We start from the raw sequence: 11,347 nt of genomic DNA, 5'->3' as shown, positions 1-11,347 counted from the left end.
TCATCCCGTTTTATATGCTCTCAGGCACACGTGACGAGTGAACTGCCTGACTGTCCGGATGAATGGCCCATTCGAGTGCAGCCATACGAACCAGCACCCCATTATGGATCTGTTTAAAGTATCTGGACTGCGGCGATTCAACTAGCTCGCTGTCCATTTCCACACCCGGTTGACAGGACCCGGATGCATGATGATACTGCCCTGTTTCATTTGACCGGCACGCTTCTTCGTCAGGCCGTACCTGTTATGGTACGCTTCACGGCTCATGCGCATAGCCTGTTCATGGCGTTCATGCTGAATGCGCAGCATGATCACCACATCGGCTGCTTCCACGGCTTCATCGACCGACACATATTTTCCAGGAAGATCCGTATTTTTCCATTCCTCTGGTCCGGAAAGCAGCACCCGGCAGCCAAGCCTTGTCAGAATTTCTGAATCTGACCGGGCAACCCGGCTGTACCTCAGATCGCCGATAATGGCGACGGTCAGTCCGCGAAACATCATGAATTCCTGTCTGATTGTCAGTAAGTCCAGCAGGGCCTGCGTCGGGTGATTTCCCGCCCCGTCACCGGCATTCAGAATCTGAAGATCAAGACCTTCCAGTTGTCTGAAAAAGCCTTCCTCTTTATGCCGGATCACAACGGCTTTTGCTCCAATTGCTTCCATCGTCCGGACGGTGTCATAAAGCGACTCGCCCTTTTGTGTACTTGACGACTGACTGCTGAAATTAAGTATCTGATAGCCCAGCCTTTTTTCCGCCGTCTCAAAGCTGAAGCGCGTACGCGTACTCGGTTCAAAAAACAGATTGGCTACAAGTGTGTGATTAGACGGCATCCATCCGGACTCACCCATTTCCCGGATGTGCTCTGCGCGATCAAGAATTCCAGTGATTTCAGTTAACGTCAGGTCATTTAAACTGAACAGATTGGCCATGCCCGTTTCCTCCCCGTTTTTTAATGTGTGTTATTTCGCAGCTTTCATGTTCTCTGCCACATCATTCTGACTGATTGAAAAAACCTCTCTGCCGGAAAGCCGACAAAGAGGTTTTGTATGCAAAAAAGCTGCAATTCGTTTACCGTTCTTTGTCAGTCTCACCGGACTGCCCTTAAAAGACGTTTTACTGAATTACTTTTGTAGCTATGATTCACTTTTCGTCAGAATAACGACCCGATCAGTCTGATCAACTTCAGAAAGCTGAACGGAAATCTTCTCCTGCCGTGACGTTGGGACATTCTTCCCGATATAATCGGGACGGATCGGTAATTCACGGTGCCCCGGTCAATCAGTACCGCAAGCTGGATCCGCTCCGGACGTCCGATGTCCATCAGGGCATCCATAGCCGCCCGAATCGTCCGACCGGTGTACAGAACGTCATCAACAAGCACAACAGTTTTGCCCTCAATGGCAACCGGAAGACTGCTGCCGATAATTTTCGGATCGCCATTCCTTTTCTTCTGATCATCGCGATAGGGGGTAATATCCAGTTCCCCGACGGAAACCTGCTGTTCTTCAATTTCATCAATCCGTGAGGCCAGCCGTTCGGCCAGGTAAATCCCCCGGGTTTTAATGCCCACAAGAACAACTGATTCGACGCCTTCATTTCGTTCGATAATTTCATGTGCCAGACGCGTCAGCGCCCGTGATACGGCCTTCTGATTCATAATTTCTTTTTCTTCCAAGAACTGATCACCTGCCACCGTATTCCGGCCAAAAAAAAGTCTTGCCTGTCAGAGCAAGAGACCGTAGCTGTGTCGCCAAAAAACATTTAGCTTCATCACCCTTCTTAGCCTCTCTGGACTAATTTAAAAGGAACACATTCAATTGTCCGTTACCGTTAACGTTAGTATGACAAAATGACTCCCTTTTGTCAATCGTCTTTGGCAAAATGATTCAGGAAAACTGCCCTGAGCGAAGAAGACGCAGCAGTCGGGAGAAATCCTCCGGAGGTGCTGCAGTAAAGTGCATCCATTTTCCGGTTACAGGGTGTCTGAATCCAAGTTCTGCTGCATGCAGTGCCTGTCCTTTAATCGGTAATGTTTTATGAAATCCGTATTTTGGATCTCCTGCAAGCGGATACCCGATATAAGCCATATGCACTCTGATCTGATGCGTTCGTCCGGTCTCCAGTCTGCATGAGAGATACGTGTACCTGGAAAAACGTTCAAGAACCCTAAAATGGGTAACTGCAGACTTGCTGTTATGATTCGTGACCGCCATTTTCTTCCTGTCCTTATCATCCCGGCCAATCGGCGCATCCACAGTTCCGGTATCTGTTGCAACCGAGCCATGCACAATCGCCAGGTACACCCGGCTTGTTGTTTTATTTTTCAACTGTTGTGCCAGCGATCGATGAGCCCGGTCTGTTTTCGCAACCATCAGCAGTCCGGAAGTATCTTTATCAATTCTGTGAACAATCCCCGGCCTGAGCATGCCGTTGATGCCGGAAAGATCCCGGCAATGAAAGAGCAGCGCATTCACAAGGGTCCCGCTCATATGCCCGGGTGCAGGATGAACAACCATTCCTCTTGGCTTGTTCACCACAATAACCTGATCATCTTCGTAAAAAATATCCAGACTGATGTTTTCGGGCGTGACCTGAAGCGGTTCGGGATCCGGAATCCGGACCGTTATCTGATCCCCTTCCTTCATCCTGTAATTGACCTTTTCTGCCTCATCGTTAACCGTAATGTGGTGGTCTTTGATTAATTGCTGTATCCGGTTTCTTGATTCTTCAGGAAACTGTTCAGTCACCCACCGGTCCAGTCGTTTTCCCGCATCCCCGGATTCTGCTTTTAAACGCGTCAAAGACATACCCGAACTACTCCTTTTTCCCGTCTTTTAAAAGATAGATGATCATAAAAAAGACACCAATCGACAGCGAAGCATCTGCGACATTGAATACAGGAAAACTGTATTGAAAAATATAAACGTGAAAAAAATCAACCACTTCACCCCTGAACAGCCGGTCCACAAAGTTGCCGAGGGCTCCCCCGATGATCAGACCAAGGGCCGTCCCCAAAAGTGGCTGTTTTCGGCCATATCTTTGCATATAATAAATAATAATCACGAGTACCACACCGGTTACCAGGAAGAAAAAAACGAACTGGCCCTCAAGAATATTCCAGGCGGCTCCTGTATTTCGCAAGGATGTCAAATAAAAAATATGGGGAATCAGCTGTATACTTTCCCCGATTGTCATGTTTTGCACGACCAGCCATTTTGACAGCTGATCCACTATTAAAACGATGAGTGCAATAAAGTAATAAACCATCATTCTCCTCCAGACTGCTCTGACTGACGTATGTACTCATTCTGCATTTTAGCATAATCTGCCGTTTCAGGCGATTGAAAAAGAGCTGCAGGTGTTGCTGCAGCCCAAATGTTCAACGTTCCATCGGATCTGTTTCATCAACGTCATAATTATTTCTCCAGCGTTCGTAATTCTGATTTCTCAGGATCTGAATATCATCATCACCATGATAGCCATCGATATCTGTCGCAGCAAAGCCTTCCAGATCATCAACGAATCCCATGCCATCTTCCTGACCACTGTAGGGAGCATTTTCAAATACCATCCTTTGGTCATTGTATAAAGAGACTAGATCAAAGGCGTTCTGTTCATCAAATCCGCCGTCCCTGAATGCCGCCAGACCCGATTGATCCAGATCGGCAATGACTGATTCTTCTGCCGGTCTGACCTTATGATTATGCTCGGGCGTGGTATGCTGAACAGCTGTTCTTGCAGCAGGATAAGCCTTTAACCGGGCCCGCGGTATTTTTTTTCCTGTTTTTTCATCAATACCGTAGGTTCCGTTCTCGATCTTGTCCAGTGCATCCTGAATATCTTTGAGCTCGTTCTTATTCATTTTATTAAATGCCAGGTCCTTTTCCCTTTCATAAAGCTGCGTGGCCGATTCAGCCGGATGATTATCATATGAAGACAGCTCGCCTGAACTAATATCGGATACGCTGAATTCTTTTGACGTCTCCATATCACTTTTCATTTTGTTTTCCAGAACGGCTTTTCTTTTTAATAACTGCTTCTTTATGCCCCTGATGCCAAACAAAAAAATCCCCCCCTTTATCACCGCGTGATTATTGTGCGGATAAAAGAGGGGAATTAGACTGCAAAATATTTAGCCAAAATGGAAACAATTATGATTCGAAGCTGACCCCGGCATAATCATGACGGACGGTCTCACTGCAGCCGGCACAGAGTGTCGGATGTTCATGATCTTCTCCGACTGTCGGAAGAACAGCCCAGCAGCGTTCACATTTTGTCCCTTCGGCAGGACTGACCCGAACCGCATCCTCTGTGTACTGATCTGCCTCTTCTGGAGCAGACTGATCTGTGACGTCCACGTGTGAGACGATGAAAAGTTTGTCAAGGGCCGGCTGGTCTTTCAGCCATTCCGTTGAAGGCGTTGTATAAACCGTTACCGACGCTTCGAGTGAACTTCCAATCATTTTTGAATTGCGTGCTTTTTCCAGTGATTTAAGGACATCATCTCTGACACTGAGAAGAGCTTTCCATTTCTCATTAAGTTGACCGGCATCAGGAACTTCGGTTTTCTCAGGCATATCTGTCAGCTGAACATATTCTGATTTTTCTGAAGCTCCGGGAATAAACTGCCAGATCTCCTCTGCAGTATGCGGGATAATCGGCGATAACAATTTTGTCAGGGCGGTCACTGTTTTGAACATGACGGTCTGGGCGGAACGGCGAACCAGGCTGTCGCGCGCCTGAACATAGAGTGCATCTTTGGCAATATCCATATAAAATGCACTCAGATCAATGGAGCAATAATTCTGCACGGCTTTGTAAACGTTCTGGAACTGATAGACGTTGTATTCGTTCAGACAGGTGTCAATCAGTTCATTGAGCCTGATCAGCATAAATTGCTCCAGTTCAGGCATATCCTTTACAGGGACCAGGTCCTTTTCCGTAAAATCATTCAAATTACCGAGCATAAACCGGACGGTGTTGCGAATCTTACGATAAACTTCTGCAACCTGTGCCAGAATCTCGTTTGAAACGCGGGCATCCGCCTGATAATCCACAGAAGCAACCCACAGCCGGATGATATCGGCACCGAACTGCTTCATCACCTTCATCGGGTCGATGACATTCCCGACAGATTTGCTCATCTTCAGTCCCTTGCCATCCAGCGTAAAGCCATGACTCAGTATCTGCTTATACGGTGCATGACCGGTAACGGCAACACTTGTGGCCAGCGAAGAATTGAACCAGCCGCGGTACTGGTCGGAGCCCTCCAGATACATATCTGCCGGCCTTCTGAGTTCGGGCCGTGTGGTCAGCACACCCTGATGGGTTGAACCGGAATCAAACCAGACATCCATGATATCCGTTTCTTTTTTAAAGACGCCATGAGGACTGTGCTCAGAAGTAAATCCCTCAGGAAGCAGGTCTTTCGCCTCACGCTTGAACCAGATATTGGATCCATATTTACGGAAAAGTTCTGACACATGTTGAATGGTTTCTGTTGTGAGAATCGGTTCCCCGTCTTCACCGTAGAACACCGGAATCGGAACGCCCCATGCTCTTTGTCTGGAAATACACCAGTCTTCGCGGTCTTTGATCATATTTGTCATCCGGACATCGCCCCAGGAAGGAATCCATCTGACTTCATGAATCGCCTTCAGAATCTGTTCCCGGAACGCTTTGATCGAAGCAAACCACTGCTTGGTGGCGCGGAAAATAACCGGTTTTTTCGTCCGCCAGTCATGCGGGTAAGCGTGGACGAACTTATCTTTTTTTAGCAGAGCGTGCACGTTCTCCAGTTTCTCGATAACCGGTTCATTGGCTTTTGCATAAAAGACACCTTCAAAGCCCGGTGCTTCGTCAGTCATCATGCCGCGATCATCCACATTACAGAGGATATCCAGACCGTATTTTTTCCCAACATTGAAGTCATCTTCGCCAAATCCGGGAGCTGTATGAACACAACCGGTTCCGGCATCCAGAGTGACGTGATCGCCAAGGATCATTAACGAATCCCGGTCATAAAACGGATGGCGGCAGACCACGCCTTCCAGATCTTTACCACTGAACGTACGGAGAACTTCAGGGCTTTTCCATCCCAAGGTCCCGGTCAGCGAGGCGACAAGTTCCGAGGCAACGATGTATTTCCTGCCTTCTGTCTGAACCACACTGTATTCGTATTTCGGATTTACAGCAATCGCAAGGTTCGCCGGCAGAGTCCACGGCGTCGTCGTCCAGATAACGACTTCTTCATCAGCATTCAGTACACCTTTGCCGTCTTTTACAGGGAAGGATACGTAAATTGAATAGGATTCCACATCCTTATATTCAATTTCTGCTTCCGCCAGTGCCGATTCAGAGGACGGCGACCAGTAAACAATCTTCTTGTCTTTATAAATATAGCCCTTCCTTGCCATTTCACCGAATACTTTAATTTGTTCTGCTTCGAATTCTTTTTTCAGTGTCAGGTAAGGATGATCCCAGTCTGCACGGACACCCAGGCGTTTAAACTGCTTCCTCTGACGATCAACCTGACCCAGCGCATACTCCTTACATTTCTCCCGTAAATCGGCGACCGACATCTTTTTCCTGTCAATCCCCTGTTTCGCCAGTTGCTGTTCGATCGGTAATCCATGGGTATCCCACCCGGGAACATAAGGGGTCTGATAACCTGTCATCGATTTGAAGCGATTGATGATGTCTTTCAGAACCTTATTTTCAGCATGCCCGATATGAATATTTCCATTTGCATAAGGCGGTCCGTCATGCAAAATGAATTTCGGCTTGCCTTCATTGTGTTTAAGAGACATCTGATAAATGTCGTCTTCATCCCATTTTTGCTGCATCAGCGGCTCTTTGTTCGGCAAATTGCCGCGCATTTTGAATGCCGTTTTTGGCATCAGCAATGTTTTCTTATAATCCACTGTCAAAACGCCCCCAATGTTTTGTCTGTATTGAAATAGAAAAGGTCCTTCCATCCCAAAGGGACGGAAGGACCGCGGTACCACCCTAATAACAGAATAACATGATTCTGTCACCTTAATGATTCTTAACGCGAATGACGCGTCCCGCCTTACTCGCAGGATTGATTACTGCTTTCAGGAGGAAACTCAGGGGTGATTTTCAACTTTACTGAAAACACCGGACTCACACCGTCTTCCGGCTCGCTTGGTTCTGCTATAAAGTTTACTGTCCCCGTCTGCGATTTGCTGAAATTTTCATATTAGTTTAAGAACAGTATATGCAAATGATGAAGGTACGTCAAGCCTGCGTCTTTAAAACACCGTCATCCTGTTTCTCATTTTCAGTTTCTTTTTCGTCTTCAGGCTGAATCGTCAGCTTTTTCCAGTCATCACTTTTCAACAATTCCAGCTGAGCTTCGATCAGCATCTGGAACCGTGTCCGGTAAACATTTGCTTCTTTCTTCAGTTCTTCGATGTTGAGTGTGACTTTCCTTGATTTTTCAAGGGCTTCATTAATAATTCTGTCGGCATTTTTCTTTGCTTCCATGACAATCAGTTTAGACTCTTTCTTTGCATTCTGCTTTACTTCTTCAGCTGTTTCCTGAGCAACAAGAATGCTTTTGTTGAGCGTCGTCTCAATATTCGAGAAATGGCTGAGTTTCTCTTCCGCATTCTTAAATTTGCCCTCAAGCTCCTTTTTCTCTCTGATCAGGGTCTCGTAGTCCTTAATAATCTGATCCAGAAAATCGTTTACCTCATCTTCATCGTAACCGCGAAACCCCCGCGAAAACTCTTTATTATGAATGTCCAATGGTGTTAAGGGCATCCTGCTTCACCTCCAAGGCAATAATCACACAATTTAGTCGTTTAACCTAGTTTACCATAACGCAGACGGATTTTGTTCTTTTTTGTCAATCCTTCAACTGCAAGAATTTTGCTTCTTCCATATCCTCTGAGGGAAATCATATCTCCCTCACGAATTTCAAAATCCTTTTTCCCGATGACCTGCCAGTTGACCTTTACCAGATCATGGCTGATAAAAGCCGCCGTTTTCGCACGTGGAAGGTGATACAGCTCAGACAGAACGGCATCCAGCCTGAGGGAGGCTACTGTTCCTTCGTTTTCAATCCAGCTTTCCGTTTTATGTATAAGTGAAGCCGGGTCAATGGTTCTGCATGTCACGGGCGTTCTGCCGGCCGCGGTCAGATTCAATAACAGCCAGGATTCGATTTCTTTTGCACAGATAAACTGTGCATGACGTTCAGACACCAGTAAATCACCAATTTTATCCCGGTCGACACCGGTTCCAAGTAAAGCGCCCAGAAGGCTTGAATGATGAAGGGATGAAAACCTGGAGGCAAACACCGCCTCAACAAATGAGAGTTTGAACTGCGTCTCATCATAAGGGACATATGCCGGCAGGATCAGCGCCCTCTTTCTTTCCGAACCCGGATAGCCGCCGGAAAAAACGACATGGACATCCCCATTATTGCCGATCACCGATTTCAGTATAAACTGTTGCCTGGGATCAAGGAAATCAGTCAGTCGTGGTTTATAGCGTCGCTCGGTCTGATTTTTCCAGTCGGTAAACCGGTCAATCAGCGGCGCTTCTTCCGGCCTGAAATGTTCATATACAGTCATTTGATGCATCACCCGGATATCATAAGGGCCAGACTCCAGATCCCTCGTGTAGCCATCTGAAGAACAAAAAAGGCAATGATCGGAGAAATATCAATCATGCCGCCAATCGGGGGAATAATCTTTCTGAAGGGTGCCAGGAAGGGTTCACAAATCCTGGCCAGAATCTGACCGATTGATGAATTTTGAACACTCGGAACCCATGACATAAAAATATAAATGATCAACAGCCATGAGTAGATATTGATTAATTTTGTCAGAATTTCCGCGAATAGCACCAAACCGGTCACCTCTTTACTTCTGAGTGGTTATTACTTTCACTCCGGCTACTGATAAAACCGGAGATATCAATATATTCGGGAGCAAACAGAAAAGTATCTTTTCCAATTTTTCTAATTTGTCCGTTAAGGGCATAGCAGGTTCCGCTCATAAAATCAAGGATTCTCTGTCCTTCGCTTTTATTGACCGTCTGAAGGCTGCAGATAACAGTTCGTCTGTTCTTGAGATGCGCCACGATATCCTGAACCTCATCAAAACTTTTGGGCTCAACGAGGACAACTTTCTCCTGACGATGCACATTCTGAAGGGTGATCAGGCGACCACCCTTCTCAAATGATCTGCGCTCATCACGGACAGGCCATTCCGCTTCTTTGTCATGAAGTTCTTCACCTGAAGGATCTTCTACATCCTCAAGATCAAAAAAACGCCGCAGTGTCGTTTTCAGTCCCATATTGACTAACTTCCCTTCAATTCATTTCCAACGAGCGAAGTGCCTATCCTGACGAAAGTTGCTCCTTCTTCAACAGCAATGGGATAATCGTGTGACATCCCCATCGACAGTTCTGTACAGGGTGCATAATCCAGGTGCTTATCTCTGATCTGATCCCGACATACTCTGAGCTTTCGGAACACATTTCTGATTAACCCGGTGTCTTCCGTATTCGGAGCCATCGTCATCAGTCCAATAACCTGTATATGCTCGTATGCCTTTAAAGCGTCAATAAATCCGTTCAGTTCTTCGACAGGGATCCCGTGTTTTGTCTTTTCACCGGAAATGTTCATTTCAATAAAGCATTTCAGCTTTCCGGAAGTCATTCTCTTATTAATTTCCCGGGCAAGTTTCAGCCGGTCCAGCGCATGAAAATAGTCTACTCTGTTGATCACATCTTTAACTTTACGCGTCTGAAGCGTCCCGATCAGATGCCAGATCAGACGGGGATCTTTCATCGCGTCCTGTTTTGCCAGCAGGCCTTCTTTTCTATTTTCAGCAATATGAAACAGTCCTGCATCCCTGGCTTCCAGAGCACGTTTCGCACTGACGTATTTGGTTACAGCAACAATCGTCACTTCATCACGATTTCGTCCCGATTTTTCACAGGCTCTGCTGATTTTTTCATTAATGGTCCGAAGATTTTCCGCAACTGTCAATTTTCTTTCATACCCCTTTTTTCTTTAAACCAGTAAATCCCATCATTCGCCCTGTCTTTCCTTTATCTCTGCGAAAAGAATAAAACAAATCCGGTTCAGAGCAGGTATTGAAAGAGGAAACCTGTATATGCGCTTCAGGCAGGCCGGCATCAAGGAGTAAAGACAGGTTGATTGCCTTTAAATCAAGCAGGAAATGCCCCTTTCCATGCTCTTTTGCCGCTCCCTTCGAAAGGCAGGGCAGTTTCATCATTTCATCCATCACGGTCTGATCGACTTCATAATCGTTTTGCCCAATAGACGGTCCGATGACCGCGTAAATGGCATCTGGTCTGACGTTCAGTTCATCCGTCAGAACCCGAACCATTTTTGAAACGATACCACCCGCGGTTCCGCGCCAGCCTGCGTGGGCAATTCCGACCGCAGCCGGTTCGTTTACATAGAAATAAACGGGAACACAATCCGCGAAACAGAGTGCCAGAAGAAGGTTTTCCTCAGTCGTAAACAGTCCGTCCGTCTCGCTGATCGCCGATTGCAGTTCCAGCGCACCTGAACCTGCATGGCTCTCATTGACACGGGCAATCCGCGTGCCGTGGACCTGCTGCGCGCACACCCACCTTTCAGGCGGAAAGCCCGCTTCTTCTCCGAGAAGTCGCCGGTTCATGACCACATTTTCCGGACGATCACCCACATGCAGACCGAGGTTCAGCGAGGAAAAGTTCCCCCAGCTCATTCCGCCGCTGCGCAGAGAAAATCCTGCAATAACCCGGTTCTGTGCACCAGCAGGTTCAAAATAAAGAGCCGTACGCTCTTTCAGGGAAAATGGCTCCATAGGGTGTCCACCTTTTCTTATGATTTACAGGAAAAGTTTTTCATCATATATGATAACATATCCTTTGGCGAAACGCTTTATTTTTTCACTCATTCTCACGTCCCGGCACATCAGAATCACTATAGAATCGCACAAGAATCACATCTTTACCAATTCTGACAATATTACTCCATGGGACAACGACATCATTATCCCGTCCAAACAGCCCCATAATCTTTCCTGCGCCGGGAATAATCAGGTTTTCGATTTTTCCCGATGCAAGATTGACATCGAGATCGCCGATGTGTCCCAAACGCTTTCCGTTTTCCACATTAACAATTTCCTTTGTCTGAAAATCTGAAATTCTTGGCATGAAAAAATCCCCCTCCCATTTATATAAATATATGGGACAGGAGAGGGATTGAGACCGGATAAAGTGAAACTTCAATCCATGGGGTTTTTCGGGCGCACAGGATGTGCCAGTGCAGGCGTTACGATAGGATGCCC

Annotated in this window: 11 protein-coding genes, 2 pseudogenes and 1 other annotated feature; all 13 genes and pseudogenes read right to left on the bottom strand. The window is 46.7% G+C overall.

Annotated elements, in window-relative coordinates; translation table 11 throughout:
- Positions 1–10 precede the first annotated feature (10 nt).
- The 13 genes and pseudogenes from ABNN70_RS09740 to ABNN70_RS09680 all read right to left on the bottom strand — a co-directional run bounded on the left by ABNN70_RS09740 (position 11) and on the right by ABNN70_RS09680 (position 11,213).
- Positions 11–933 (bottom strand): annotated as a pseudogene (locus ABNN70_RS09740) (aspartate carbamoyltransferase catalytic subunit).
- 204 nt (positions 934–1,137) lie between these two features.
- Positions 1,138–1,661: pseudogene (pyrR, locus tag ABNN70_RS09735) on the bottom strand (bifunctional pyr operon transcriptional regulator/uracil phosphoribosyltransferase PyrR).
- Between the two features lie 229 nt (positions 1,662–1,890).
- Complete coding sequence (locus ABNN70_RS09730) at positions 1,891–2,811, bottom strand: RluA family pseudouridine synthase (RefSeq protein ID WP_353947684.1); 921 nt, start codon at positions 2,809–2,811, stop codon at positions 1,891–1,893.
- Positions 2,812–2,818: 7 nt separating this feature from the next.
- Positions 2,819–3,271, bottom strand: coding sequence for a signal peptidase II (gene lspA, locus ABNN70_RS09725; protein ID WP_129929171.1), 453 nt, complete (start codon positions 3,269–3,271; stop codon positions 2,819–2,821).
- 112 nt (positions 3,272–3,383) lie between these two features.
- On the bottom strand, positions 3,384–4,067 hold the full coding sequence (locus ABNN70_RS09720; protein WP_353947683.1) for a hypothetical protein: 684 nt from the start codon (positions 4,065–4,067) through the stop codon (positions 3,384–3,386).
- An 88-nt stretch (positions 4,068–4,155) separates the two neighbouring features.
- Entirely contained in the window at positions 4,156–6,927 is a 2,772-nt protein-coding gene (gene ileS / locus ABNN70_RS09715; protein WP_353947682.1) for an isoleucine--tRNA ligase, read from the bottom strand.
- A 56-nt stretch (positions 6,928–6,983) separates the two neighbouring features.
- Positions 6,984–7,214: a binding site (T-box leader), on the bottom strand.
- 50 nt (positions 7,215–7,264) lie between these two features.
- On the bottom strand, positions 7,265–7,792 hold the full coding sequence (locus tag ABNN70_RS09710; protein WP_129929168.1) for a DivIVA domain-containing protein: 528 nt from the start codon (positions 7,790–7,792) through the stop codon (positions 7,265–7,267).
- Positions 7,793–7,833: 41 nt separating this feature from the next.
- Positions 7,834–8,607 carry an RNA-binding protein gene (locus tag ABNN70_RS09705; RefSeq protein ID WP_129929167.1) on the bottom strand — a complete coding sequence of 258 codons (774 nt, stop codon included), beginning with the start codon at positions 8,605–8,607 and terminating at the stop codon, positions 7,834–7,836.
- A gap of 8 nt (positions 8,608–8,615) precedes the next feature.
- A complete protein-coding gene (locus tag ABNN70_RS09700; protein ID WP_165364256.1) occupies positions 8,616–8,885 on the bottom strand; it encodes a YggT family protein in 270 nt (89 codons plus the stop codon).
- 5 nt (positions 8,886–8,890) lie between these two features.
- A complete protein-coding gene (sepF, locus tag ABNN70_RS09695) occupies positions 8,891–9,334 on the bottom strand; it encodes a cell division protein SepF (protein ID WP_129929166.1) in 444 nt (147 codons plus the stop codon).
- A 5-nt stretch (positions 9,335–9,339) separates the two neighbouring features.
- On the bottom strand, positions 9,340–10,032 hold the full coding sequence (locus ABNN70_RS09690; protein WP_353947681.1) for a YggS family pyridoxal phosphate-dependent enzyme: 693 nt from the start codon (positions 10,030–10,032) through the stop codon (positions 9,340–9,342).
- Between the two features lie 7 nt (positions 10,033–10,039).
- Positions 10,040–10,861, bottom strand: coding sequence for a peptidoglycan editing factor PgeF (pgeF, locus tag ABNN70_RS09685; RefSeq protein WP_353947680.1), 822 nt, complete (start codon positions 10,859–10,861; stop codon positions 10,040–10,042).
- 85 nt (positions 10,862–10,946) lie between these two features.
- The gene (locus ABNN70_RS09680; protein WP_129929163.1) at positions 10,947–11,213 is read right to left on the bottom strand and encodes a YlmC/YmxH family sporulation protein; all 267 of its coding nucleotides are present in this window, start codon (positions 11,211–11,213) and stop codon (positions 10,947–10,949) included.
- Positions 11,214–11,347: the final 134 nt, after the last annotated feature.

The sequence above is a fragment of the Sporolactobacillus sp. Y61 genome (genome assembly GCF_040529185.1).
GTDB lineage: Bacteria > Bacillota > Bacilli > Bacillales > Sporolactobacillaceae > Sporolactobacillus.
The sequence above is the reverse complement of the archived record's forward strand: the minus strand, read 5'-3'. Positions and strand labels throughout refer to the sequence as shown.

What these genes read in the sequence shown, in the direction of transcription:
- lspA (WP_129929171.1), bottom strand. Translation starts at nt 3,271, where the DNA reads ATGGTTTATTACTTTATTGCACTCATCGTTTTAATAGTGGATCAGCTG.
- ABNN70_RS09680 (WP_129929163.1), bottom strand. Translation starts at nt 11,213, where the DNA reads ATGCCAAGAATTTCAGATTTTCAGACAAAGGAAATTGTTAATGTGGAA.
- ABNN70_RS09705 (WP_129929167.1), bottom strand. Translation starts at nt 8,607, where the DNA reads ATGACTGTATATGAACATTTCAGGCCGGAAGAAGCGCCGCTGATTGAC.
- ABNN70_RS09730 (WP_353947684.1), bottom strand. Translation starts at nt 2,811, where the DNA reads ATGTCTTTGACGCGTTTAAAAGCAGAATCCGGGGATGCGGGAAAACGA.
- ABNN70_RS09710 (WP_129929168.1), bottom strand. Translation starts at nt 7,792, where the DNA reads ATGCCCTTAACACCATTGGACATTCATAATAAAGAGTTTTCGCGGGGG.
- sepF (WP_129929166.1), bottom strand. Translation starts at nt 9,334, where the DNA reads ATGGGACTGAAAACGACACTGCGGCGTTTTTTTGATCTTGAGGATGTA.
- pgeF (WP_353947680.1), bottom strand. Translation starts at nt 10,861, where the DNA reads ATGGAGCCATTTTCCCTGAAAGAGCGTACGGCTCTTTATTTTGAACCT.